Annotated in this window: 21 protein-coding genes; 9 read left to right on the top strand and 12 right to left on the bottom strand. The window is 52.6% G+C overall.

The genetic code is table 11. From position 1 onward, the window contains the following. The first annotated feature begins 94 nt into the window (after positions 1-94). From JK198_RS12710 to JK198_RS12720, 3 genes are all read left to right on the top strand, one after another. Positions 95-1,273, top strand: a complete 1,179-nt coding sequence (locus tag JK198_RS12710; protein ID WP_343876820.1) for an MFS transporter — start codon at positions 95-97, stop codon at positions 1,271-1,273. A gap of 208 nt (positions 1,274-1,481) precedes the next feature. Beyond that, positions 1,482-2,090, top strand: coding sequence for a cupin domain-containing protein (locus JK198_RS12715; RefSeq protein WP_212710710.1), 609 nt, complete (start codon positions 1,482-1,484; stop codon positions 2,088-2,090). Between the two features lie 27 nt (positions 2,091-2,117). Beyond that, positions 2,118-2,816 carry an NADPH-dependent F420 reductase gene (locus JK198_RS12720; RefSeq protein ID WP_343876818.1) on the top strand — a complete coding sequence of 233 codons (699 nt, stop codon included), beginning with the start codon at positions 2,118-2,120 and terminating at the stop codon, positions 2,814-2,816. A 46-nt stretch (positions 2,817-2,862) separates the two neighbouring features. Here JK198_RS12720 and JK198_RS12725 read toward each other — a convergent pair whose 3' ends face one another. The 5 genes from JK198_RS12725 to mdoC form a co-directional block, all read right to left on the bottom strand. Continuing rightward, on the bottom strand, positions 2,863-4,284 hold the full coding sequence (locus tag JK198_RS12725) for a cytochrome c (RefSeq protein WP_212709523.1): 1,422 nt from the start codon (positions 4,282-4,284) through the stop codon (positions 2,863-2,865). After that, positions 4,281-5,936 (bottom strand): GMC family oxidoreductase, encoded by a 1,656-nt coding sequence (locus JK198_RS12730; protein ID WP_212709526.1) that lies wholly within the window; start codon positions 5,934-5,936, stop codon positions 4,281-4,283. Before JK198_RS12730 ends, JK198_RS12725 begins: the two co-directional genes overlap by 4 nt. Before the next feature lie 26 nt (positions 5,937-5,962). After that, complete coding sequence (locus JK198_RS12735) at positions 5,963-6,532, bottom strand: sugar dehydrogenase complex small subunit (protein WP_212710711.1); 570 nt, start codon at positions 6,530-6,532, stop codon at positions 5,963-5,965. Positions 6,533-6,774: 242 nt separating this feature from the next. After that, positions 6,775-8,283, bottom strand: coding sequence for a SulP family inorganic anion transporter (locus JK198_RS12740; RefSeq protein WP_212710713.1), 1,509 nt, complete (start codon positions 8,281-8,283; stop codon positions 6,775-6,777). A 142-nt stretch (positions 8,284-8,425) separates the two neighbouring features. Next, positions 8,426-9,544, bottom strand: coding sequence for a glucans biosynthesis protein MdoC (mdoC, locus tag JK198_RS12745; RefSeq protein WP_212709520.1), 1,119 nt, complete (start codon positions 9,542-9,544; stop codon positions 8,426-8,428). Between the two features lie 257 nt (positions 9,545-9,801). Between mdoC and JK198_RS12750 the strand changes: the two genes are divergently transcribed. From JK198_RS12750 to JK198_RS12760, 3 genes are all read left to right on the top strand, one after another. After that, positions 9,802-11,337 (top strand): glucan biosynthesis protein G, encoded by a 1,536-nt coding sequence (locus tag JK198_RS12750; protein WP_212709525.1) that lies wholly within the window; start codon positions 9,802-9,804, stop codon positions 11,335-11,337. After that, entirely contained in the window at positions 11,330-13,882 is a 2,553-nt protein-coding gene (mdoH, locus tag JK198_RS12755) for a glucans biosynthesis glucosyltransferase MdoH (protein WP_212709519.1), read from the top strand. Before JK198_RS12750 ends, mdoH begins: the two co-directional genes overlap by 8 nt. 168 nt (positions 13,883-14,050) lie before the next feature. Next, complete coding sequence (locus JK198_RS12760; RefSeq protein ID WP_212709518.1) at positions 14,051-14,278, top strand: YceK/YidQ family lipoprotein; 228 nt, start codon at positions 14,051-14,053, stop codon at positions 14,276-14,278. A gap of 18 nt (positions 14,279-14,296) precedes the next feature. On the opposite strand, the gene JK198_RS12765 is transcribed toward JK198_RS12760, so the two are convergent. Together JK198_RS12765 and JK198_RS12770 are read right to left on the bottom strand one after the other, a co-directional pair. Beyond that, the gene (locus tag JK198_RS12765; RefSeq protein ID WP_212709517.1) at positions 14,297-14,692 is read right to left on the bottom strand and encodes a MysB family protein; all 396 of its coding nucleotides are present in this window, start codon (positions 14,690-14,692) and stop codon (positions 14,297-14,299) included. Between the two features lie 127 nt (positions 14,693-14,819). Continuing rightward, positions 14,820-15,743: a Kdo(2)-lipid IV(A) acyltransferase gene (locus tag JK198_RS12770; RefSeq protein WP_212709516.1), complete on the bottom strand. Its 924-nt coding sequence runs from the start codon at positions 15,741-15,743 to the stop codon at positions 14,820-14,822. 249 nt (positions 15,744-15,992) lie between these two features. Here JK198_RS12770 and JK198_RS12775 point away from each other — a divergent pair, with 249 nt between their 5' ends. Then, a complete protein-coding gene (locus JK198_RS12775) occupies positions 15,993-17,045 on the top strand; it encodes a rhodanese-related sulfurtransferase (protein ID WP_212709515.1) in 1,053 nt (350 codons plus the stop codon). A 78-nt stretch (positions 17,046-17,123) separates the two neighbouring features. Here JK198_RS12775 and acpA read toward each other — a convergent pair whose 3' ends face one another. The 5 genes from acpA to JK198_RS12800 form a co-directional block, all read right to left on the bottom strand. Beyond that, on the bottom strand, positions 17,124-18,848 hold the full coding sequence (gene acpA, locus JK198_RS12780; RefSeq protein ID WP_212710714.1) for an acid phosphatase: 1,725 nt from the start codon (positions 18,846-18,848) through the stop codon (positions 17,124-17,126). Between the two features lie 244 nt (positions 18,849-19,092). Next, complete coding sequence (solA, locus tag JK198_RS12785) at positions 19,093-20,211, bottom strand: N-methyl-L-tryptophan oxidase (protein WP_212709513.1); 1,119 nt, start codon at positions 20,209-20,211, stop codon at positions 19,093-19,095. 106 nt (positions 20,212-20,317) lie between these two features. After that, a complete protein-coding gene (gene bssS, locus JK198_RS12790) occupies positions 20,318-20,572 on the bottom strand; it encodes a biofilm formation regulator BssS (RefSeq protein ID WP_212708706.1) in 255 nt (84 codons plus the stop codon). Between the two features lie 440 nt (positions 20,573-21,012). Further along, positions 21,013-22,059: a dihydroorotase gene (gene pyrC, locus JK198_RS12795; protein ID WP_212708707.1), complete on the bottom strand. Its 1,047-nt coding sequence runs from the start codon at positions 22,057-22,059 to the stop codon at positions 21,013-21,015. A gap of 122 nt (positions 22,060-22,181) precedes the next feature. Next, positions 22,182-22,745: a lipoprotein gene (locus JK198_RS12800; RefSeq protein WP_212708708.1), complete on the bottom strand. Its 564-nt coding sequence runs from the start codon at positions 22,743-22,745 to the stop codon at positions 22,182-22,184. A 276-nt stretch (positions 22,746-23,021) separates the two neighbouring features. On the opposite strand from JK198_RS12800, the gene rimJ reads away from it, so the two are divergent. After that, on the top strand, positions 23,022-23,612 hold the full coding sequence (rimJ, locus tag JK198_RS12805; protein ID WP_212708709.1) for a ribosomal protein S5-alanine N-acetyltransferase: 591 nt from the start codon (positions 23,022-23,024) through the stop codon (positions 23,610-23,612). Between the two features lie 144 nt (positions 23,613-23,756). After that, positions 23,757-25,295: a murein biosynthesis integral membrane protein MurJ gene (gene murJ / locus JK198_RS12810; RefSeq protein WP_212708710.1), complete on the top strand. Its 1,539-nt coding sequence runs from the start codon at positions 23,757-23,759 to the stop codon at positions 25,293-25,295. Positions 25,296-25,357 lie beyond the last annotated feature (62 nt).

Here is a 25,357-nt window from a genome sequence, read left to right on the forward strand (position 1 = left end):
GAGCGATCATGATATCCAATGCCCTGAAGGGATGCATCTCATGAATGTATATAAATATGTTTAGTAAATATTAATTAATTGTATTGGAGTTTTTGTGCAGCAAAAGAAGACCATAAATATCGGGATGGCCCTGCTGGCGATGGGGCTGGGCGGCTTCGGTATCGGCACCGGTGAGTTTGTGATTATGGGCTTATTACCGGATGTCGCGCACGGGCTCGGACATTCAGTCACCAGTACCGGTAATGCGATCACCGCATATGCATTAGGGGTGGTATTCGGAGCACCGTTAATTGCAGTACTGGGAGCACGGGCGTCCCGCCAGCATCTGCTTATTTTTCTGATGGGGTTGTTTGCCGCCGGTAATATTGCCAGTGCATTGACCCCGGGATATATGAGCTTTGTCGTGGCGCGTTTTATCAGCGGGTTACCTCACGGGGCGTATTTTGGTATTGCCTCGCTGGTATCAGCCTCGCTGGTTGCACCGGAACAGCGGGGTAAAGCGATTGGCCGGATGATGACAGGTCTGACCATTGCCACGCTGCTGGGAGTACCGCTGGCCGCCTGGGTAGGGCACCATCTTAACTGGCACTATGCCTTCCTGTTTGTCGGGCTCTGTGCACTGGTATCACTGCTGCTGGTGATCCGTTATGTGCCTTATCAGCCTGGGGATCCGTCAGCTCATCCGCTACAGGAACTGACGGCACTGAAAACCCCGCAGGTTTTGCTGGTACTGCTGACCGGTGCTGCCGGGTTTGGCGGTATGTTTGCGGTGTTCAGTTATATTACTCCGACTCTGATGCAGGTTGCCGGGCTGGCCGAATGGGCAATCCCCTGGGTGATGGCCGCTTTCGGGCTGGGAATGATTGTCGGCATGATGGCCGGCGGACGGTTATCTGACTGGAGTGTCAGGAGGGGGATCACGGTGGCTCTGTTATGGAACCTGGTGGTGATGGCTCTGTTCCCGCTGCTGGCTAAATTTGTGAGCGGTGGTGTGGTAGCAACTTTCCTGGTGGGGACAACTTCGCTACTGATCCCTTGTCTGCAAATCCGGCTGATGGATGTCGCGGGTAAGGCCCAGACGCTGGCGGCGGCTATGAATCACTCAGCATTAAATATTGCTAATGCATTAGGGGCGTTCTTCGGCGGAGTGGTGATCAATGCCGGTATGGGCTGGACAGCCACTGCCTGGGTGGGTGGTGCTTTAGGGATTGTCGGACTGTTAGCCTGGCTGAGTGCTTTAGTGACCAGTAAAGCGCAGACCTCCGTGCGCTAAGTCATCTGAGGTTTCAGACATATTCTGTCACCTTTTCTCTGTTACCGGCAGTATTCTGAAAGCCCCGCGGACTTTACAAAAAGCCGCGGGGCTTTTATACCTTTAATAGCCGTACGACGCAGTTACCGGGCAGACGATATCTGTTTGCTGCCGCTTATTCTCAGGGTAGAAATCTGCAGTTTTGTTAACTATTGCTCAAGGGGGAAATATGTCAGTCGATTCCCGCCGGGACTTTTTACGTGTGATGACGCAGATCGCGCTTAGCACACCACTTTTGTTTGCCGCCGCTGCACGTGGTGAATCTCCCTCCCGGCTCACTCCGGAACATTTCAGATTATCAGCCAATGGCTGGGTACCGAATAATCCGCACCTTCCTGTCCTGCTCTACCGGCAGGTATTGCCGCTATCCGGCGCGGTTACGCAGCACTCTGAACAGGCTTTTCAACATAACGGCTGGCCACCCCAGTGGGTGGCCGGGGTATTCGACTTCCACCATTACCACAGTACTGCCCATGAAGTCCTGGGGGTTGTCGGTGGTGAAGCCCGGCTGATGCTGGGCGGCCCGGGAGGAAAGACGGTGACGGTTAATGCCGGGGATGTGGTGTTACTGCCGGCAGGCACCGGACACTGTAACACCGGCAGCAGTGACGATTTTCTGGTGGTGGGTGCCTACCCGCCCGATCAGCACTGGGATATCTGTCGTTCTGCCCCGACCGCCGGGATGCAGCAGCGTATTGCCTCGCTGCCTTACCCGCATCAGGACCCGGTCAGTGGTCAGCCTCAGCCCCTGATGACCCTGTGGGATCCGCTCGCCTGATTTATTTGTATAACTAAGGAGGATTCCGTGACAGGAATTAAGCAGTTATTTTGCAGCGCTATATTGCTGGCTGGCAGTATGCTAACCGCCCACGCCAGTAGCTTACCGGTTGTCGGTATTATCGGTGCCGGTCAGATGGGCGGAACTCTGGCAACTCTGTGGAGCAAAGCCGGATATCCGGTGATTTTATCATCGCGGCATCCGGACCAGTTACAAAGCCAGGTCAGTGCCCTTGGTGCCCATGCCAGTGCCGCCACTCCTGAGCAGGCCGCTGAAAAAGCCAGTATTGTCGTGCTGGCCGTGCCTTATGGCGCATTGCCGTCTCTGGCGAAGGTTATCGGCCCGCAACTGAAAGGTAAAGTTGTCCTGGATGTCACCAATCCTTACCCCGGCCGCGATGGTAATATTGCGCAACAGGCCCTGAAACAGGGAGCAGGGGAATACAGTGCAGGGCTTTTCCCCGGTGCCCGTCTGGTACGCGGATTTAATTCGGTTGCTGCTTACACTCTGAGTTCACAGGCGCACCGGTCAGGGGAGTTACTGGCCATTCCGCTGGCGGGTAACGATCAGCAGGCCCTGAATGAAGTCTCTGAACTGGTAAAAAATGCCGGTTTTGATCCGGTGGTGGCTGGCGGACTGGATAAAGCGCGTCTGTTTCAGCCGGGCAGTGAATTATTCCTGAACAGTCTGACCGGTCAGCAACTCCGTCAGCAATTATCCCGCTAACCCTGCGGGCAAAAAAGGGGGCAGTCGCCCCCTTTAACCCGTTCGTCTAACGGCGGCGACTGCGCCGCAGGCGGAAGGCAACCAGCAACAGTATCACAATAATGACCGCAACACTGATGGCGGGGATCATGTACGGCTGCAGAGCGACCAGAGCCGGCGGATGACCGCCCTTACGGACCCAGGCCACATCACCTGCCTGCACGGTGACCTCAGGATTACCGTAATTATGCAGAACATAGTTACTGATATCCGCGATTTGCTGATCGGTCAGGTTATCCACATAAGTGGGGGAACTGAAGCCGGGCATCAGCACCTGATGATCTTTGGTATTGCGTTGCACACCGAACAGAATGGTCGCAATCAGGTTTTGCGGATGGATCATGCCGGTCGCGGTGTTATGGAACAGGGAAGGGTAGGCCTGATTCTTGCTGCCGGCACCGTCTGGCTGGTGACAACTGGCACAGTTACCGCTGAACAAGGCTGCACCGGAAGTCAGAGAGTCACGGGCATTATTTGCGGCCATCCCACGGACCTCATCATCCACATTGACCGATGAGGAGCCATAGCTGTACGCGGCTTTGGTTTCCCCCGCGGTGCGGATTGGCGTGGTCTGTTTCAGATAGACAGCAATCGCCTGCAGATCACTGTCCGGCAGGTATTGCAGGCTGTGCTCAACGGCTTCAGCCATACCGCCAGCAGCCTGGTTTTTACCTTCGGCCCGGCCGGTTTTCAGGTAGCTGATGATTTCATCATTGCTCCAGCCACCAATCCCGCTGATCTTATCGGAAGTAATATTCGGCGCGTACCAGCTGCCAAGCGGAGCCCCGGCCAGTGGCTGATCCGTTTTTTCATTCATCATAAAACCGCGTGGCGTGTGACAGGTGTCACAGTGAGCCAGCCCGTTAACCAGATAGTTACCGCGGTTCCACTCGGCACTTTTCTGCGGATCCGGTTGCAGGGTTTTATTATCGGCATACAGCAGGTTCCAGAACTTCATACTGAAACGGATATTGAACGGGAACGCTAACCGGGTTTCTGTATTCTGCTGTACCACCGGTTTAACGCCATGCATAAAGTAATAATACAGGGCATGAGCATCACTGTCGGTCATCATCCGGTACGAAGTATAGGGCATCGCCGGGTAGAGTTGCGCTCCGTCGGCCCGGACACCATGACGTACGGCATCAACAAACTGTGCTTCAGTGTAGTGACCAATCCCGGTGGCCGGGTCGGGGGTGATATTGGTTGAGTAAATCGCCCCCATCGGTGAGGCGATAGCATAGCCGCCACTGAAGGCAGTTTTACTGCCGGGGGCGGTGTGACAGGCCTGGCAGTCAGATGCCGTTGCGACCAGCTCACCTTGTTTTAGCAGAGACTGATCAATATCTGCCGCCCTGGCAGCCACGGATCCCAGGCTGCCGCAGACCAGAGCCAGTAACGTCAGCTTCAGGCGGAAAAATCGTTTCATGCCAGCTCCTTCATACGCAGAGAGATATCATGAGCCGCTTTCAGGCCCAGCGCCGCCATACTCAGGGTACTGTTCACCACACTGGCGGAAGGGATCGCGCCGCCACCCGGTAGCCACAGGTTTTCATGATCAAAGGTCCGGCAGTTTCCATCGACGACAGAATCTTTAGGGCTTTTCCCCATAATGGTGCCGCCCATAATATGGTTGTTAGCATTCAGGGCAGTAGTAATGTTGAACTCTTTGCCGTTGAACAGTGAACCGATATGCTGCAGCTGTTCGTGGGCAGCGGTGGCACCTTTACGGACATAATCGCCGACATCATAGTGAATATCCGGGCAGGCCAGTCCGTGGGGATCTTTACGGGTTTTACTCAGGGTCAGGCGGTTTTCCGGGTCTGGTAACGGTTCCAGACTGATGGAAAGATCGACACCATGGATAGAACGATAACGGATCTCTTCATCCAGTGCTTTACCGACCAGCCCTTTCGCCAGCGCCTGTTTGGTTGCCGGTACTACGCGGGAAATATTATTCAGGATCATTTTGTTCGCTGAATATTCACTGCGGAATTCACCGTCACGCGGGCCGACCATACAGCTGCTCTGGGCCGGACCACGCCCCAGCCAGACAGGTTCTTCCGTCAGGAAACTGCAGTGAAAACCTGAGTGATCCATCATATTACGGCCCACCATATCGGAACTGTTAGCAATTCCGGTCGGGTTAGCCTGGTTGGCGGCCTGTAACAGCAGGCGCGGGGTTTCTATGCCGTTACATGCCAGAGCAAAAGCTTTGCCGGTCGCTTTGTGAGAAGCGCCCTGATTATCCAGCCAGTGTACGGCAGTGACACGGTTATTATCATCGGTATCAATTTTATAGACCACCGATTCGGCCAGTACCACAGCACCTTTCTGCTCAGCACGTTCCACATGATGAATACCGTTATACATAGCACCAATCGGGCAAATAGGCTGGCAGTTATTATTGCCACAGCAGACCGGACGGCCTTCCCAGGGGCGGGTACTGCGGCCCTGCGGGATCGGTACCAGATTATAACCGTGCGGGTTAACCACACTGGCAAAATAAGTGTCTCCATGGGCAAAAGGCACCATATCCATCGGGTAGGGCCTGCTGCGCTCACTGGGTGACTGCATAGACGGGTCGCTGGGGCCCGCGACACCTATCGCATACTCAGCCTCACAGTACCAGGGTTCCATTTCATCATAAGAGACAGGCCAGTCACGACCGACACCGTATTTGCTTTTCATCACAAAATCGCTGGGATGGTGACGCCAGCAGGATGCCGCCCAGTGCCAGGTGGTTCCGCCGACGGTCCGTAAGTAGCCCTGCTGGAAGCTGCCGGCACTCGGGCCTGTGACATTGACATAATTATTTGGCGGGAAATAGAGTGGGGCTGGCGCAAGGGGAGACTGAGGGTATAGCCCCTGAAAATCAGAGCCTGCGCGGTTAGCAAACGGCATATTTCGCCAGTTTTCTACTGCCTGTGCACGGCTGATCCGCAAGCCGGCTTCAAGGATCAGTACCGAATATCCCTGGCTGACCAGCTGGTCTGCAATCAGTCCGCCAACGATACCGGAGCCCACAATAACAATATCCGCGGATGCATCACCACCCGCAGTAAATTCTGGTTTTTTCATCATGATCTGTCTGTTTTAAGTGTTATTTACAGGTTATTAATCAGTTCAGGATCCAGCGGATCCGGTACCGGCGCTGTCCACCATAAGGGACCATTGCCGCAATAAGTGGGTACCACCAGCCCGTCACTGACCGTGTCGTACATCAGTGCCTGTTTATAGGCAACCAGGGTACCTTTGTAATCATCACCGATAGTCCCCGTATACCAGGCGGTCAGGATTTGCTGCAGGAAGTCGCCCAGTCCTGCGTCAATCGCTTTCTGCCTGAAAGCGATGGCGGAATCTCCGGGCTGACGTAGCTGTGCCAGTCGGGTGATTTTGCTGCTGAACTGATTATCACGTTTGATAAATGCACTGAGGAAGTGTGCGGCAAGCTGCGGGCTAATATGTTTATGCTCGGTAATCGCCTGCGAAACACTGATAAAGTCCTGAGTGGTATCGCCACCGTGAACCAGGCTGCTGGCAAAACTCTGCAGCGGTAAAGAGGCTGCCAGGCTGCCGGCGGTTAATATCAGCGCAGATTTTATAAATCCCCTGCGACTGGAACCGGTTCCACTGGCCGGTAAATCCGTATGACTTTGCTCAAAAATTTGCTTCATGTGAAATCCACATCTGTAAAACTATTTGTGATGGAAGTCACATCATATAATTAAAAGAAAATGATTTGTTAAATTTAATTGCCATGGTTAGCAAAAAAAAGCACTTTTTGTGCTTTTCCGGCCAGTGAAAAATATGGCGGAGAAGGTGATGTCTGGTAACAGAGGGAAGGGAACTGATGGCGTGGATAGCTCTGTGCGACGTCTGCCGGATAAACAGCGGCCATCCGTGGCCGTCAGATCGGTCAGTCCAGCTTACCACTCAGTCGCTGGTGAAGATCTTTGCTGCGTCCGTCAAGGCCGGCAATGGTCACTGTTGCATTATGGCGGCGGTAACGCTGTTCGATGGCATCCAGTACTGCCACCGTGGATGTATCCCAGAGTGTGGCGGCAGACAAGTCAATGATTACCGTCGCCGGGTCATCGGCATAACTGAAATGCTCATACAGGTCATTGCTGCTGGCGAAGAACAGGGGGCCGTGAATCTGATAACAGACTGACTGGCCATCGGCTGATACCCGGCGTTCGGCACGGATCACATGGCTCAGGCGGCGGGCAAACCACAGTATCGCCAGCACAACACCGCTGACCACGCCCAGTGCCAGATTAGCGGTTTGTACGGTAATAGCCACTGTTGCCAGCATAATCAGGGTTTCTGATAAAGGAATGCGTCTCAGGGTCGCAGGGTGAATACTGTGCCAGTTAAGGGTTTTGACTGCGACCACCATCATAATGGCTGCCAGTACGACCATCGGTATATGCGCCATCACCCGGCTCAGGACACTGACCAGTAACAGCAGGACCAGCCCGGCAGCCAGTGTTGACACCCGGCTGCGGGCTTTGCCTAACTCTACGTTGACAATTGTCTGGCCAATCATGGCACAGCCGGCCATTCCGCCGCAGAAACCCGCGATAATATTAGCGATACCTAAGCCGGTTGCTTCTTTGCGTTTTGACGAAGTGGTATCTGTCAGATCATCGACCACTTTGGCTGTCAGCAGCGTTTCTATCATACCGACCAGTGCCACACTGACCGCCGTTGGCCAGATGATCTGCAGTGTTGTCATATTCAGGGGTACCAGCAGCCAGGTAAGTGCCGGTAATCCGCCCCCGATAGCGCCTTCATCACCGACATTCGGTACGGTATAGCCCATTGTCCAGCAGATGGCTGTCACCGCGGCAATCGCGACCAGCGGAGCAGGGATGGCAGGTAACAGACGCGGCAGTAACAGCACAATCACCAGTGTCAGGGCAAAAAATCCCCAGACCACGGCAGAATGTCCAAGCACATGAGGCACCTGAGCAAAAAATATCAGGATCCCGAGGGCGTTAACAAAACCGGTCATTACGGAACGGGGAATATAACGCATCATGCGTGACATGCCCGTCAGCCCGAAAATAATCTGCAATATCCCCGCCAGAACCACCGTCGGCAGAATATAGCTGATGCCGTGCAGATGCACCATCGGGCCGATCACCAGTGCCACAGAACCCGCAGCGGCACTGACCATCGCCGGACGGCCACCGATCAGTGACAGGGTCAGGCAGATCACTACCGAAGCAATCAGGCTGACCTGCGGTGATACCCCGGAAACGACGGAAAACGAAATCACTTCCGGAATCAGTGCCAGTGCGGTAACCACGCCGGCCAGGCATTCACGGGTAAGCAAAGCCGGAGAACGGAATACGGTGGTTATTCCCGGTGACTGGTGCGGCACAGGGCAGGATGAAGATAGGGTATTTTCCTGATTCATGGGGAAGATAACTCTTACGCTAAAGGGGATTAATGACCGGGGATGGCAGGGCGGCGGCGTTTGTTTGTGCAAACCCCGCGATGCTGACCCCGGGGGCTGCCGTGTCGCCTGGTGAACGACGTTACGGCAGACCACGAAAATATCAGGCTTTTTTACCGGAAAACAAAAAGCGTAGCAACGGAATACGCAGATGAATTTCGTAGAGCAGGAAAGATATACCGAAAACAAATATCAGACCGGCAAAAAAACCGAGGCTGTTACTGGCAATATGTGGCATCACAAACAGACCGAATACCAGGGTTAACGGGTGGTGTACCAGATAAATAAACAGAGAGGAATTGACCAGATACCTGACCTTCCCTGACGGATTATTCAGGAAACGATAACCGAAACTGAAACAGATATTCAGCATGCACAGGCCCATGGCCATAGAGATTAACGCGTCCAGTTCATATAACCAGCCAGCCCCGGAACTGTATTGCTGGTTAAGGTGATAGGCGATAAACAGCAAAATAGCCCCGGCCCAGACCGGCGGGTGACGGCGAATAAACAGGGCTTTGGCCTGCGGGTTAATCCAGGCAATGGCGCCCAGCAGGAAAAAGGGTAAATAAAATAATGACTGCATAACGGCAATATTAAATAACCCGTCCATCAGCACCGCAGGTGCCTGCCAGAGTAATAAACGGCGAACCACTCCCCAGCCGATCACGCAGACCGACAGGGCAAGGAAAATACGCGGCCAGTTTATGGTCAGGGTACTTAATCGCTGCTTATGTTTATTGATCATCGCAAACAACAGCATGCCGGAGGCGGTCAGTAACAGTAATACCAGTAAAAACCATAAATGTGAGATCAGCTCCCAGACCAGAGTGTTATAACGCTGATAGAGGCTGTACTGCGACCAGTCGGTAAATTTATCCGACCAGGCTTTCAGCATAAAAAACTGCGGCAGGGTAATTAACGGGATCGCGGCCAGAAAAGGGATCCCGACTCTTTCCATCCTGACTTTCAGCCAGCGTACCGGCTGGTAACGCAGATAGAGCATATAAGAAAAATAACCGGAGATAACAAAGAAAACCTGCATCCGGAAGGAGTGGATAAACTCGTTGAATAACGTCAGCCACAATGAGTCTGTCGGGCTGTTCACCGTCCACTTCTGGCTTGAATAGATCAGTGATACATGGAAGGGGACACCGAGTAACATTAGCCCGGCACGGATGGAGTCCAGAAAATATTCTCGTTCAGGTTTTGCGGTAACCATAAAAATCACTCATAAGATAAATTAGAACTTTCCGGAAGTAACTGCTGGAAAAGTCATACTATAATTGTATCAGACAAGTGTTAACACTGGCTGGTTTCGTTAAAGATTCCGAAAAAAAAGCCTGTAGTAAGATAATCAGTACAATCTGCAGGCGTAGCTGTCAGAATCAGAAATAATCAATTACTATGGGCGCGATTTATTCAGGCACACGCACGCAAGGGGGAGATGTGCTCACGACAGAATGTAAAAAATCAGGATTGATGAAAATGCACTGGGTTGGTGCTGCGGTCCTGCTTGCAATGTATGCCAGCAACAGCTGGGCATTTGATCTGAATGATGTGGCCAGACAGGCAAAATCACTGGCTGATAAAAGTTATGAGGCACCGAAAAGTAATCTGCCTTCCCAGTTCCGGGACATGAAATTTGCGGATTATCAGAAAATTCAGTTCAGACAGGACAAAACCTATTGGGGTAAATTGCGTACCCCGTTTAAGCTCGAATTCTATCCGGAAGGCATGTACTTCGATTTGCCGGTGAAACTGAACGAAGTGACCGCCTCTTCAGTGCGTGAGATTAAGTACAGCCCTGATTATTTCAACTTTTCCAATGTTCAGGCCGATGCGGACTCGGTGAAAAACCTCGGTTTTGCCGGGTTTAAAGTTCTGTATCCGCTGAACAGTAAAAACAAACAAGACGAGATAACCAGTTTCCTCGGGGCCAGCTATTTCCGTGTGGTCGGTGCCGGACAAGTCTATGGACTGTCAGCGCGTGGCCTGGCGATTGATACCGCGTTACCGTCCGGTGAAGAGTTCCCGCGCTTTAAAGAGTTCTGGATCGAGCGACCGAAACCGCAGGATAAACAACTGGTGATCTATGCGCTGCTGGATTCGCCGCGGGCAACCGGTGCTTACCGTTTTGTACTACACCCGGGGAAAGAAACCACTGTTGATGTCCGTTCTAAAATATACCTGCGTGATACGGTCGGCAAACTGGGGATTGCCCCGCTGACCAGTATGTTCCTGTTCGGCGCGAATCAGCCATCACCGGCCATGAACTACCGTAATGAATTACACGACTCTGACGGACTGTCGATCCATAACGGTAACGGTGAATGGATCTGGCGACCGCTGAACAATCCGAAGCGTCTGGCGGTCAGTTCCTATTCACTGGAAAATCCGAAAGGGTTTGGTCTGTTACAGCGTAACCGTGACTTCAGCCATTATCAGGACCTGGATGACCGCTATGACTTACGGCCGAGTGGCTGGGTTGAGCCGCTGGGTAACTGGGGTAAAGGTCATGTTGAACTGGTAGAAATTCCGACCAATGATGAAACCAACGATAATATCGTTGCTTTCTGGTCACCGGAAAAAATGCCGGAAACGGGCAAGGCGTCAGACTTCAACTACCGTTTACATTTCACGGGTAACGAGTCTCAGCTGCACACGCCGGATGTGGCGTGGGTAAAAGATACCCTGCGTTCCGCGGGAGATGTACGACAGTCCAATCTGGTACGTCAGCCGGATGGTTCAATCGCCTTTATCGTCGATTTTACCGGTCAGGCAATGAGTAAACTGCCACAGGATACTCAGGTGTCTCCGCAAGTCAGTATCGGGGATAATGGTGACGTGGTGGAACAGAGTGTCCGTTATAATCCGGTCACTAAAGGCTGGCGTCTGATATTGCGATTGAAAGTCAAAGACCCGAAAAAAACCACCGAAATGCGCGCTGCGTTAGTGAGTGGCGACAAAACGTTGACGGAAACCTGGAGCTATCAGTTACCTGCCAATGAATAAATCTACCTTTAACCCCGAAAAATATGTCGATGCTCTGCCGCTGTCTGCGGCGGAGCAGGCACAGCTGCGTCCATCCGCAGAGACTGATTTTGCGGATTTACAGCAGCAACTTGGTCATGACAACGCCGCCAGTGATCGCGAGGATGATGCCGCACTGAAATCAGTGTCGGCCAGGATCCGGATGGCCTGGCCGGACTCCGTAGACGGAGGCCGGCAGTTTGGTAAAGATGACGCTGACCGGACGACCCTGAAAGCAACGCCGCCGCTGAAACGTGCCGGTATGTATCCCTCACCCTGGGAAACAAACCCGCTGACCCGCATGTGGGGCGCGATGCGTGGCAGGGCCAAAAAGCCGCTGCATCAGGACCAGGCCAGTGTCGATGAGCGTATTGCCGAAGAGAAATGGCGTACTGTCGGTACCATTCGCCGTTATATTCTGCTGTTACTGACAATGGTTCAGACAGTGATTGCCACCTGGTATATGAAGACTATTTTACCTTACCAGGGCTGGGGGATGATTGATTCTTCGGAATTACTCAGCCAGAGCTGGCAACAGACGGTGCTGCAGCTGTTACCTTATGTCTTACAGACCGGCATTCTGATACTGTTTGCGATTCTGTTCTGCTGGGTGTCTGCCGGATTCTGGACGGCGCTGATGGGCTTCCTGCAATTAATGATCGGTAAGGATAAATACAGTATCTCCTATTCGACCACCGGAGAGGAGCCCCTGAATCCTGAACACCGTACCGCCCTGATTATGCCAATATGTAATGAGGATGTGGAAAGGGTGTTTGCCGGTCTGCGCGCCACCTGGGAGTCGGTGGTACGTACGGGTAACAGTGATCACTTTGATGTCTATATCCTCAGTGACAGCTATGATGCTGATATTGCTATTGCAGAACAGAAAGCCTGGATGGAGCTGGTCCGTGATGTCGGCGGTGCCGGTAAAATCTTCTATCGCCGTCGTCGCCGTCGTGTAAAACGTAAAAGCGGTAACATCGATGACTTCTGCCGCCGCTGGGGCAGTGAATACAGTTATATGGTGGTACTGGACGCCGACAGTGTGATGAGCGGTGAATGTCTGACCGGTCTGGTACGGATGATGGAAGCGAATCCTAATGCCGGTATCATTCAGTCTGCCCCGAAAGCCTCAGGGATGGATACTCTGTATGCCCGTTGTCAGCAATTTGCGACCCGGGTCTATGGGCCATTGTTTACTGCCGGTTTACACTTCTGGCAACTCGGGGAGTCTCACTATTGGGGACATAACGCGATTATCCGTGTGAAACCTTTTATTGAGCACTGTGCTCTCGCACCGTTGCCGGGGGAGGGGTCTTTCGCCGGGTCAATTCTTTCTCATGACTTTGTTGAAGCAGCACTGATGCGCCGCGCCGGCTGGGGGGTATGGATTGCCTATGACCTGCCGGGTTCTTATGAAGAATTGCCGCCCAACCTGCTGGATGAACTTAAACGTGACCGCCGCTGGTGTCACGGTAACCTGATGAACTTCCGGCTGTTCCTGGTAAAAGGTATGCACCCGGTGCACCGCGCAGTGTTTCTGACAGGGGTGATGTCTTACCTGTCAGCGCCCTTATGGTTTATGTTCCTTGCCCTGTCGACAGCGTTGCAGGTGGTGCACACGCTGGTGGAACCGCAGTATTTTCTGCAACAGCGACAGCTGTTTCCTGTCTGGCCTCAGTGGCGACCGGAACTGGCGATTGCGTTATTCTCCACCACGCTGGTGCTGCTTTTCCTGCCGAAACTGTTAAGTATTATTCTTATCTGGTTTAAAGGCTCGAAACCTTATGGTGGTCCGGTCCGGGTATTCCTGTCACTGATGCTGGAAATGTTATTCTCGGTATTACTGGCCCCGGTACGGATGTTATTCCATACAGTATTTGTGGTCAGTGCCTTCCTCGGGTTAAAAGCCGTGTGGAATTCACCACAGCGTGATGATGATGCTACGCCCTGGAAAGAAGCCTTTGCCCGCCATGGCTCGCAGATGCTGCTGGGAATTGTCTGGGCCTGGGGAATGGGGTATCTGGACCTCAACTTCCTGTGGTGGCTGGCACCGATCGTTTTCTCGCTGATCCTGTCGCCGTTTGTGTCCGTTTTCTCCAGCCGCGCAACCCTCGGGCTGAAGAGTCAGCGCGCCAGACTGTTTCTGATCCCCGAAGAGTATCAGCCACCGAAAGAGCTGGTAGATACGGATGCTTACCTGCAGCTGAACCGTGGCAGAGCACTGGAAAACGGCTTTATGCATGCGCTGTTTAATCCGTCTTTCAACGCGCTGGCCACCGCAATGGCGACCTCCAGACACAAGCGTAGCCAGTTACTGGAGCATGCCCGTGACCGGCGGGTGGATCAGGCACTCAGTGACGTACCGGAAAAACTTAACCGGGATCAGCGTTTAGAAATCATCAGTGATCCGGTGGTTCTGGCACGGGTGCATAGCCGGCTCTGGCAGTCCGGTGATAAATATCACCAGTGGCTGAGCAGTTATCAGAATCAGCCGCTTAACCCGCTGGCATTACCCCGCCACTGAACGGGCGTTACTCTGACGGCTACAAACCCCTGACTGGCTCAGGGGTTTTTTTATCCCTGCAGCAGCGGAATTAACAATAATCCGACAAAAAACAGAGAATTCCTTATCGGCACCCGCGGGGGAAACAGGCTAGACTACGCGGCACTGAAAGATAAAGGGTATCACAGAATGAGAGTCGTAATGCTGGCGGGATGTATGATGTTACTGACCGGCTGTGGCAGTATTATCAGCCGTACAGTGCCTGGTCAGGGCCACGGACACCAGTATTACCCGGGGGTGCAGTGGGATATGCGTGACGGGGGGCTGCGTTATCTGACGTTACTCGACCTGCCACTGTCTCTGATTATTGACACACTGTTACTGCCGGTGGATGCAAAACACGGAGCTTACGATTGATTCACCGGCCAGTGTTTGTTACCAGCGTTCAGCCTCGCTGTCGTCATCATTCCATTCTTCGGCGGCGGCTTCCCCTTCTTCGGTATCTGTAGGAGGGGTCAGCTGGAATTCGCCTTCATCCCATTCATGCAGTGTGTTTTCGTCCTGCCATTCCAGCGTCAGTTCCTGAGGGTCAAAATCTCCTGACCAGATAGCCTGCGCGGCATCATCATAGAGTAATGGCAGACATTCACTGGTTTCCTGATTTTCGTCGTCTGAGAATTGCGCCTGCCACATAATATCACCGTCCTGCATTACATATTTCTGTAAAGCAAACTGACTGATTTCCGGCTCGTGGTCAGCTTCCGGATGATCGGCCAGAAACTGTTCCCGTGCGGCATCGATTGCTTCAGACAGGGTGCTAAAAAGATCCATATGATAACCTCAGATTATCCGTGAGAAGAATGTAAAGCATAGATCAAAACAGACAGGGGGCAACCGGCGGAGTGAAGGATTTACGGCGTGCCGCCCGGAATGTGTATTGCCGGGCAGCAGTGGCAGATTAATACAGCGAAGGTTCACCTTCCGGCTGAGTTTTAAAGCGGCGGTGTAGCCACATATACTGTTCCGGGGCCAGCAGGATAGCCTCTTCGACAATCTGATTCATACGGGTGGCAGTTGACACTTCATCAGTCAGCGGAATGGAGTCACTGGCATCCGGTAAAATCACCATTTCGTAACCACGGCCATTCGGTAACCGGCGGGGCACAAACGGGATGACGGTCGGATGACTGGTGCGCATTAGCATATAGGTACCGCGGGTGGTTGCTGCTGTTCCGACCGCGAAAAAGGGTGCAAAAACACTGGCGCGCGGGCCATAGTCATGGTCCGGCGCGTACCAGATAATCTGATTATTTTTCAGCGCGCGGATCATACCTTTAACGTCTTTACGGTCAATCATATCTTTATTGGAACGCATCCGGCCGTAGGTTTGCAGCCAGTCGAGGAGTTTATTGTCATTCGGACGATACACGCCGATACCCGGATTAAATACACCAAAAATACGGGCCCCCAGTTCCAGCGTCAGAAAATGCATCCCGATTAACAATATGCCACGGCCACTGGCCAGTGCAGTATCAATATGTTCCAGTCCGGAAACCCTGAACCACTTACGTACCCGCCATTCCGGCCAGAACCAGGCCATCCCGGTTTCCATCAGGCCCATACCGACAGATTCAAAATTATGTACCAGCAGTGCTTCGCGATCAGCCACCGGCATCGCAGGAAAACACAGTTCCAGATTACGTCTGGCAGTGATCACCCGGCTTTTCAGAAAATGCATGGATAAACGACCAAGATTAGTCCCTATAAAATAGAGCACCGGGTAGGGCAGTAATACCAGAAGGTACAGAAAAACAATCCCCAGCCAGGTAAGCCAGTAACGCGGATGGAAAAGGCTTCGGTTAAATTCAGGCAATTGAGTCATATTATTTTATTATTTCCAGGTTTCCGTGGAACGACAGGGGAATCACTTCCCCACAATTCGGCGACTATTGTGCCATTTTTTTAGCTAAGCTAAAACGCAATATACGGGGGGGGCAGCTACCGGACAGCGGTGTATCGCGAAGATTTAGCATGATTCGCCAAAGAATCGGTAGTCCCCGTTTTTTCATGATAACAAATCAGTTATCATACGCGCCCCCGATAATGAGTATAGATGACAGGAACGAACACCATGCCAGTGTTACATAACCTTGTATCCAATAAAGAGCTGAAAGAGCGGATGCTGGCCGAAACCGAGCCACGAACAACCGTCTCTTTTTATAAATATTTTCAGATCACTGATCCTCAGGCATTCCGTGACAGTCTGTATATTCTGTTAACGTCATTACAGGTTTTTGGCCGTATTTATGTGGCACATGAAGGGATTAATGCCCAGATCAGTGTACCGGCCAGCCGTTATGAAGAGATGAAACAGGCACTGTACAGTTTTGATCCGGCCCTTAATCATCTGCGTATGAATATTGCGCTGGATGACGATGGTAAATCCTTCTGGGTATTACGCCTGAAAGTCCGTGACCGTATTGTGGCAGATGGAATTGAAGATGACAGTTTTGATGCCAGTGATGTGGGCGATTATCTGAAAGCCGACCAGGTCAATCAGATGCTGGATGATCCGGATGCGGTATTTGTCGATATGCGTAATCATTACGAATACGAGGTCGGACATTTTGATCGCGCGATGGAGATTCCGGCGGATACTTTCCGTGACCAGCTGCCGATGGCTGTCGATATGCTGGAACAGCAGAAAGATAAAAAAATTGTGATGTACTGTACCGGCGGGATCCGTTGCGAAAAGGCCAGCGCCTGGATGCGACATAACGGCTTCAGTAATGTTTACCATATTGAAGGCGGGATCATCGAATATACCCGCCGCGCCCGGGAGCAGGGGCTGCCTATCCGTTTTAAAGGTAAAAACTTCGTGTTTGATGAACGGATGGGTGAACGTATTTCCGATGATGTGCTGGCACACTGTCATCAGTGCGGCACCCCCTGTGACAGTCATGTTAATTGCATTAATGATGGCTGCCATTTATTGTTTATCCAGTGCCCGCAGTGCGCGGAAAAATATCATGGCTGCTGTAGCCCGATGTGCATGGAAGAGTCTCAGTTATCGCCGGACGAGCAACGCTTGCGCCGTGCGGGGCGGGAAACCAGTAATAAGATCTTTAATAAATCACGCGGAGTATTACGTATGACTCTGCCACAACCGGTTAAACCGGAATAATAACAATTAACGCCGGATAAAATCAGGCATATTGTTATCAGGAAACAGCCCCCGTGACAGCAGGGGCTGTTTTATATATCAGACCGGAAAACGCAGTATTTCGGTTAAGTCACCCATCGGGGCAGACCCTTGTTTCGCCAGCGCTTTGTCGCGGGTCTGCAGACCCGGTAATTTCGGTAAATCATAGACCCGGCTGATTAACCGCAGAATTGAGCCGGTATCATACTGGGTATGTTCCACATGGCCTTTCAGGGCAAAGGGTGACACCACCAGTGCGGGTATCCGGGTGCCCGGTCCCCAGCGGTCGCCTTTCGGCGGAGCAACATGATCCCACCAGCCGCCATTCTCATCGAAAGTAATCACCACCACAGTATTATCCCACTGCGGGCTTTGCTGCAGGCGGTTAACAATATGGGCAATATGACGGTCCCCGGATTCTACATCTGAATAACCGGCATGCATATTCAGGTTACCCTGTGGCTTATAGAAAGTGACCGGTGGTAATTTTCCGGCATCGACATCTGCCAGAAATTTATTGGTCGCAGCCGTATCCCCCAGCCCGCCGTCACGCAGGTGTTTTGCCCGTCGCTCAGGGTGTTGCGGGCCGAGATCAGCAAAGTAGTTCAGGGGCTGATGATGCAGCTGGAAATCAGGGCGGGCAGGAAAAGTATCACTGTCTTTTTTACCGTCAACGGCAAACTGCCAGCCGCCTGAATACCAGGCCCAGTCAATACCTTTATCCGACAACAGGTCCCCGATATGCTGGTGTGTCTGTGCCGGCAGAGTTTTAGGTGAAGAAAGATCTGCCAGTGCCGGATTATTTTTGTCCCGGCTGCCTGATGGCCAGTACGGCGGCAGCATAGTATTTACCGCATAGCCATCGGGGGTCAGCTGGCTGGGACCGAACTGAGGGATCCCCTGTAATGCGCTGGTCGGTGAGCTGTCTTTTGGTTTCAGACGCGGATCGGTCGGGTCGTCGCTCATCAGGGTAGCGACCTGATCTTTCGCCGGTGACTGGTGGACATCCGGATAAAACGGCGGGCGGGCGCAGACCAGATACTGGTGGTTAAGGAATGAACCGCCAAAAGCGCCCTGGAAAAAGTTATCACAGAGAGTATATTCGCTGGCCAGATTCCACAGGCGCATATTATAGGCACCATCTCCGTAATGGCCCATCGTCAGGGCACCTGAATCTGCCCAGGCGACGAATTTATCGTTTTTTCCGCCGTTAATCTGCATCTGGTTCTGATAGAACACATGCCAGAGATCGCGGGTGATCACACCCTGTGGCAGAGCTTCACCATCGGGCCCCTTCAGCGCGAAGGGTTTATTAGGCAGATGCTGCATATACGGGGCATTTTCTGCGACCTGGTAACGGGTATGGTTGACGGTTTGTTCGTCAGGTACCAGTCCTTTCCAGACCGGGGGAAACTCGCTCAGTAGTGTGCCATCGCGGTCGCGCTGCTGATACTGTTGCGGGTGCAGTTCGGAAAGGGGATGTTTTACCCCCGGGAAATTGGCAAATAAATTATTAAAGCTGCGGTTTTCTGCATAGATAACAACAATATTGCGGACATGCTTTCTCAGCAATTGATCCTGCTGTTTCTCAGGCAGTTTATTTAAGGCTACAGGCTGATGAGCAGATGGCGTTTTTGCGTCTGCCAGCGGCAGTATCCCCGAACTCAGGCCGATAACCGAGGCTCCGGCGAGGAAGCGACGGCGGGCCGGGTTGTCAGGACGCGTATTTTGCGCCGAAGGCTGCTGTCCGGTAGCGTCATTCTTCTCATTTTCTGGTTTCTTCATTTGCACATAACCTTAATAGATTCATCATGGTAAAAGCAGCCAGAATCCTATAAGGCAGTTATGACAATATTATTACAACCACAGACTGGCGGAGGTACCGGCAGAAAAGAGCCTTCGTGACCGGGAGACCGGGCCAGCCCGGGGTACAGACCCGCGCAGGGTAAAATAGACAGCCCGCAGGGCCGCAGGAATGAATTGGTTTGTTACAATTACCCTGCGCCAGAGCGGCAGCAGGGTAACGCATTCAGCCAGTGAAGCGCTGCAGAGAAAAAGGTTTTACTGAGTCGGGTAACTGTCCCTGAGTAGCAAAATGGCAGGCAATTTCGCCTAACACCGGAGAAAACTTAAAGCCATGGCCGCTTAGCCCGGTGATCACCAGACAATCCGGGGTATCCGGCAGAGTATCAATAATAAAATCTTCATCCGGCGACATATCATAACTGCAGGACTCGCCATACAGACAGCCACCCACACCACTCAGACACTGGCGCAGAAAAGCGAAACACTCGCTGCCATCCCGGGCGATACTGCCAAAGGGCGGGCGGGGCTGATTCAGGGATAAGGGTTGTCCGCCGTCATGGCGTCCGGCTTTCAGAGCATTGTCCTGTGCCGGAAATCCGTAGTACTGGCTGCCGTCGTCCAGTTCGATACTGAACCCCGGGAAATGGTTGTTTTCACTATAGCGCCCGTCAGCCTGAAACCAGGAAAATACTTTGCGTATCGGGGTGACAGGTAATCCGGGCAACAGAGTCTGCACTGTGCTGCCGGAACTGACCAGCAGCTTGCGCCCGAAGTACTCACCTTCGGCAGTGGTGACTTTTTGCAGACCATCCTGCCGGCCGATGGCAGTGACGGGGCAATTAAACAGCTGGCCGCACCCCTGTTCCCTCGCCAGCCGGATCCAGTGTTCTATCGCACTTTCGGCAGAAAGATAACCGGCATCCTGTTCGTAAACGGCACAGAAGTGTTCAGGCAGGGTAATTTCAGGCCAGCGTTGCTGTACCTGCTTTGCAGTCAGGGTCTCTGTATTCAGTGACCAGCGTTGTGCACTGGTCCTGATATTTTCCATAAATCCCGAACCGCGGGGACCGGCATTTAATACACCACAGGGATGTAACAGCTTAACCCCGGCGGTTTGTTCAAATTCCTGCCACAGTGCCTTACTGCGCAGCAGCAGGGGAACATATTTTTCACCTTCGCCATAGGCATAACGGATCAGGCGGCTGGTGCCATGGTGTGCCCCCTGTTTATGGGGAGGATGGTGAGCATCAATCATCAATACATTCAGTCCTGCACGGCTGGCGTAATAACCGGCCGCTGCACCGGCAGAGCCACTGCCGGCAATTATTAAATCGTAAATCATTCCCGTTAACCCCCTGAGACAGTGCGGATAAACAGGATAACAGAGCCCTGAATGATAGCAAAAATAAAGGCACCCGGTCGGGTGCCTGCTGACGAGGGAGCAGAGACTAATGTTTTAACGGATGGAGGGGCCGGTCTTCGGCTGACTCTATTTTGGCAATACCGGCTTCCAGAATCGATATAAACTGCCGCGCCACATCAGTGGTCAGCCAGTAGGTCGGTCCTATATCCGCTTCTTCTTCTTTCTGTTGCATCGACGATAATGAATGCAGGCGGATCATCATTGCATCATAGACATCAACGGTGCTGATATCCCAGCCGACCAGTGAATGGGTCTGAATGACATCTTTCTCTCTATCCATAAAACCCCCTGATTACTCGTGAAACGACGTGTATATTGAGGTTTAGCTCCAGCCTGTGTAAAAAATTGCAAGGCAATATAATTATAACATGTATCCTGAAAACTGGCAGAAACGCAATAAAATATTGCGGGGGATGGCAGAAAAACAGCCCGTTCAAACCGGGCTGTGTCCCCTGACAGGGCTCTCGCGGCAAGAGTACAGGGTTGACCTGCACCATATTGTTTCCGGGCCGGGTCGCAGGCGATTACTACAGGCTACGGGTCAGTAAAGCCGAATAAAAAAACCGGATGGCGACACCCGGTGGCGTATCAACGCTTAACCACCGTTTCACTGCCACCTTGTGTGGCAGTGAAACATGACTGACTGTCCACAGTAAGGGGGCTGCAGGCAGATATTACTGTATATGTATACAGTAATATCTCTGCTAAGGCAACGGCTGATCAGGGCGCTACCGTCCAGTTCAGTGTCTGGCCGGCGAGGAAGGGAACAATAACATCATCTCCGGCAGCTATCGTTTCAGGAACCGTCCATGGCTGGCGTAGCAGGGTCACTGTATCTTCGTTGACCGGTAACCCATAAAACTGCGGCCCGTTGACGGAGCAGAAAGCTTCGAGATGTTGCAGTGCATCCAGTTCTTCAAATACGGTAGCGTAGGCCGACAGTGCACTCGGGGCATTAAAGACTCCCGCACATCCGCAACTGCTTTCTTTACGGTGGCGCAGGTGTGGTGCCGTATCAGTGCCGAGGAAAAAGCGCGGATGACCACTGGCAACCACCTGACGCAACGCTTCCTGATGAATATTACGTTTCAGGATCGGCAGACAGTACAGGTGCGGGCGAATGCCGCCACTCAGCATATGGTTACGGTTAAACATCAGATGTTGCGGAGTAATCGTTGCTGCCAGGTGTTGATCACCGGCACTGACATAGTCAGCCGCATCTTTGGTGGTAATGTGTTCCAGCACCACCCGCAGGGCCGGGAACTGGCTGCGCAGCGGGATTAATACCTGTTCAATAAAACGTGCTTCACGGTCGAAAATATCCACATGTGAGTCGGTCACTTCGCCGTGGATTAACAGCGGCATCCCCAGCGACTGCATACGATCCAGCACGGAGGCAATATGTCCGATACTGGTGACCCCGTGGCTGGAGTTGGTGGTGGCATGTGCCGGATACAGCTTGGCAGCAGTGAATACTTTATTGCGAAAACCGGTTTCGATTTCGTCCGGATCCAGCGAGTCGGTCAGGTAGCAGGTCATCAGTGGCTGAAAACTATGCCCGGCAGGGCGGGCCGCCATGATACGGTCACGGTAAGCAATGGCTGCGCTGACGGTGGTTACCGGCGGGACAAGGTTTGGCATGACTATTGCGCGGCCATACACCTCGCTGGTATATGGCAGGACGGTGTTCAGCATTTCATCGTCACGTAAATGGATATGCCAGTCATCGGGACGGCGTAAAGTGATCTTATCTGGGTGAACAGTCATGCATCAGGCTCCGGCGTAAAAGAGTAAACGTTTGCGGGGGTTTTTACCGGGGACTAAGGATAAAGCCCCCGCGGCCGGATTGCACTTGTTTTTTGCGCTGATTTTTGGCAGTCAGTCGCCGGTTAGCGGGTCAGGGAAATCACCAGTTCGCCGGGTTTCACTTCCAGACCTTTGGCCAGTTTTTTTGCCAGCCCTTCGGCAGTACTGCGGTCCGCACTTAGCACATAGGCCGGATGATTCTTAAAATACTCCTGCAATGACTGGTTCAGAACCGGCATCAGGGCAGTGACAACAGAACGGAGCTTATCCGGGCTGACCTGTGAGTCGGTGATTTGCAGATCCTGCAGGTAGATAGCTGACTGTTGTGGATCAAAGACCGGCTGTGCTTTCATTTTCAGGCTCACCCGGGCGTCCTGCTGACCAAACAGTGATTGTAACTGTATATCGGCAGTGCCGGAGAGCGTCATTTTATTCGGTTCTTCCCTGCCGATAGCTGATTGTAAGTCAGTCAGGACAATATGCGCGCTGGCCAGCCCGTTAACCCCGATATCTTTCTGATAGTTATCGTGTTTTTTCAGCGCGTTGTTCACCTGTTGCTCGCTGATGGTGTATTGTGTCAGGTGGTCACAGCCTGTGAGCAGCAGGGCAGTGAATAAAAGTGACAGGCAGATAAACAATTTACGCATATATTCCTCAACTTACCGGTAAGATCCTTGCGGGCCGGGGAGTATTCTGCCTGAGTTACTGCCGGGTGTCATCCCGTGTCCCTGTCTCCTTCTCTGCCAGTTACTTCCGGCAACAGTGGCTGAAAATTACCCGTGTGCGACAGCGATTTCGCGACAGTCAGCAGAAAATAAGTGTGTTTTTAATGGGATAAATAAGCCGCTGGTATTAACATAATCAGCAGTCCGTCCGGAGCAAACCGGACACGGAACAATCTGTTCATTAGTCAGGGAGTCTTTATGTTTGGATACCGTACAGCATCTTCCCGCGTGAGTCTGACGACTGACCGGATGGTGGTCCGGCTGGTGAATGATCGCGATGCATGGCGAATGGCAGACTATTATGCCGGTAACCGTGCCTACTTAATGCCGTGGGAACCTATCCGTGATCAAAGCTATTTCCAGGCGTCCGGCTGGCAGGCCCGGTTATCGGTGATGACAGAGCAGCAGCGTCAGGGGGCGGCCTATTACTTTATTCTGCTGGATCCCTCGGAACAGGAAGTAATGGGCGTGGCCAATTTCAGTAATGTGGTACGTGGCTGTTTTTATGCCTGCTATCTCGGTTATTCGCTGGGGGAAAAATGGCAGGGGCAAGGGCTGATGCAGGAAGCGTTACAGGCGGCCATTCGTTATATGCAGCGGCAACATAAGATCCACCGGATAATGGCCAATTATATGCCGCGGAATCAGCGCAGCGGAAATCTGCTGGCACGGCTGGGTTTTGAGAAAGAAGGGTATGCACGGCAATATCTGCTGATTAATGGTGTCTGGGAAGATCATGTTCTGACGGCACTGACTCGTGAGGATGGCAGTGCTGATAAGTATTGCTGAATTACGCCTTGTAACAAACACTGCTGGTGATTTTTACCAGCGCCGATAGACTATGCCCGCCTACAGAAACTGTGTGCCAATGGCCGGGGAGCAGATCACCGTTCCGGGCTATAAATGTCGAAATTGCAGGATGTCTGAACACTTATGAATTTGCTTAAATCACTGGCTGCGGTCAGTTCAATGACCTTGTTTTCCCGCGTGCTGGGTTTTGCCCGCGATGCCATTGTGGCGCGGGTATTTGGTGCCGGGATGGCGACCGATGCTTTTTTTGTGGCGTTTAAACTTCCCAATCTGTTGCGCCGTATATTTGCCGAAGGTGCATTTTCACAGGCCTTTGTGCCTATTCTGGCCGAGTATAAAAATACTCAGGGTGAAGAGGCCTCACGTATTTTTGTGTCGTATGTCGCGGGTTTACTGACACTGGTGCTGGCGGTAGTGACAATCCTGGGGATGCTGGCAGCCCCGTGGGTCATTTATATTACGGCCCCCGGTTTTGCTGATACGGCGGATAAATTTGCGTTAACCACCGCGTTACTGCGGGTAACCTTTCCATATATCTTACTGATCTCTCTGGCATCGCTGATTGGTGCGGTACTCAATACCTGGAACCGTTTTTCGGTACCGGCCTTTGCCCCGACCTTGCTGAATGTCAGCATGATCGGCTTTGCGCTGTTTGCTGCCCCCTGGTTTCACCCTCATGTGATGGCACTGGCCTGGGCGGTTGTAGTCGGCGGGGTACTGCAACTGGGTTATCAGCTGCCCCATTTACGTAAGATAGGTATGCTGGTATTACCGCGCATCAATCTGCACGATGCCGGGGTATGGCGGGTATTACGTCAGATGGGGCCGGCGATCCTCGGAGTCTCCGTCAGCCAGATCTCTCTGATTATCAATACTATTTTTGCTTCATTTCTGGTATCCGGCTCCGTGTCCTGGATGTATTACGCTGACCGGCTGATGGAGTTTCCTTCGGGAGTGCTGGGGGTTGCCCTGGGGACGATTCTGTTACCGTCACTGTCCCGCAGTTTTGCCAGCGGTAATCACCAGGAATATTCCAACCTGATGGACTGGGGGCTGCGCCTGTGCCTGTTGCTGGCGATCCCCAGTTCAGTGGCAATAGGTATCCTTGCCGGGCCATTGACTTCAGCTCTGTTCCAGTATGGTAAGTTTACGGCATTTGATGCCCTGATGACTCAGCATGCGCTGGTTGCTTATGCGGTCGGGCTGGTAGGACTGATCGTGGTGAAGGTGCTGGCTCCGGGCTTCTATTCCCGGCAGGATATTAAAACACCGGTAAAAATTGCTATTTTCACCCTGTTATCGACTCAGGTGATGAATCTGGCATTTATTGGTCCCCTGAAACATGCCGGTTTATCCTTATCCATCGGGCTGGCGGCCTGTCTGAATGCCGGACTGTTATTCTGGCAATTACGCAAAAAGAAAATTTTTCATCCACAGCCGGGCTGGGCCGGTTTTCTTTCCCGACTGATTTTATCGGTGGTTATTATGGGGGCAGTCCTCTATACCCTGCTGCAATACATGCCATCGTGGGGGGAAGGCGAAATGGTGTGGCGGATCCTGCGGCTGACCGGAGTCTGTGCCGTCGGCGGGCTGGTGTACTTTGGCAGCCTCGCGATAATGGGATTCCGTGTCAAAGACTTCGCCCGGCGCAGTGTGACCTGATCAGCGGGCCACGGCCGGACTCTCAGGAAAGCAGTGATCACTGACAGGGTAACTTTTATCGG

The sequence above is a fragment of the Tatumella sp. JGM91 genome (genome assembly GCF_018257575.1).
GTDB lineage: Bacteria > Pseudomonadota > Gammaproteobacteria > Enterobacterales > Enterobacteriaceae > Tatumella > Tatumella punctata.

Excerpts from the sequence above, each read along its gene's own strand:
- JK198_RS12715 (WP_212710710.1), top strand. The coding sequence starts at position 1,482 with ATGTCAGTCGATTCCCGCCGGGACTTTTTACGTGTGATGACGCAGATC.
- JK198_RS12725 (WP_212709523.1), bottom strand. The coding sequence starts at position 4,284 with ATGAAACGATTTTTCCGCCTGAAGCTGACGTTACTGGCTCTGGTCTGC.
- JK198_RS12730 (WP_212709526.1), bottom strand. The coding sequence starts at position 5,936 with ATGAAAAAACCAGAATTTACTGCGGGTGGTGATGCATCCGCGGATATT.
- JK198_RS12735 (WP_212710711.1), bottom strand. The coding sequence starts at position 6,532 with ATGAAGCAAATTTTTGAGCAAAGTCATACGGATTTACCGGCCAGTGGA.
- JK198_RS12740 (WP_212710713.1), bottom strand. The coding sequence starts at position 8,283 with ATGAATCAGGAAAATACCCTATCTTCATCCTGCCCTGTGCCGCACCAG.
- mdoC (WP_212709520.1), bottom strand. The coding sequence starts at position 9,544 with ATGGTTACCGCAAAACCTGAACGAGAATATTTTCTGGACTCCATCCGT.
- mdoH (WP_212709519.1), top strand. The coding sequence starts at position 11,330 with ATGAATAAATCTACCTTTAACCCCGAAAAATATGTCGATGCTCTGCCG.
- JK198_RS12760 (WP_212709518.1), top strand. The coding sequence starts at position 14,051 with ATGAGAGTCGTAATGCTGGCGGGATGTATGATGTTACTGACCGGCTGT.
- JK198_RS12765 (WP_212709517.1), bottom strand. The coding sequence starts at position 14,692 with ATGGATCTTTTTAGCACCCTGTCTGAAGCAATCGATGCCGCACGGGAA.
- JK198_RS12770 (WP_212709516.1), bottom strand. The coding sequence starts at position 15,743 with ATGACTCAATTGCCTGAATTTAACCGAAGCCTTTTCCATCCGCGTTAC.
- JK198_RS12775 (WP_212709515.1), top strand. The coding sequence starts at position 15,993 with ATGCCAGTGTTACATAACCTTGTATCCAATAAAGAGCTGAAAGAGCGG.
- acpA (WP_212710714.1), bottom strand. The coding sequence starts at position 18,848 with ATGAAGAAACCAGAAAATGAGAAGAATGACGCTACCGGACAGCAGCCT.
- solA (WP_212709513.1), bottom strand. The coding sequence starts at position 20,211 with ATGATTTACGATTTAATAATTGCCGGCAGTGGCTCTGCCGGTGCAGCG.
- bssS (WP_212708706.1), bottom strand. The coding sequence starts at position 20,572 with ATGGATAGAGAGAAAGATGTCATTCAGACCCATTCACTGGTCGGCTGG.
- pyrC (WP_212708707.1), bottom strand. The coding sequence starts at position 22,059 with ATGACTGTTCACCCAGATAAGATCACTTTACGCCGTCCCGATGACTGG.
- JK198_RS12800 (WP_212708708.1), bottom strand. The coding sequence starts at position 22,745 with ATGCGTAAATTGTTTATCTGCCTGTCACTTTTATTCACTGCCCTGCTG.
- rimJ (WP_212708709.1), top strand. The coding sequence starts at position 23,022 with ATGTTTGGATACCGTACAGCATCTTCCCGCGTGAGTCTGACGACTGAC.
- murJ (WP_212708710.1), top strand. The coding sequence starts at position 23,757 with ATGAATTTGCTTAAATCACTGGCTGCGGTCAGTTCAATGACCTTGTTT.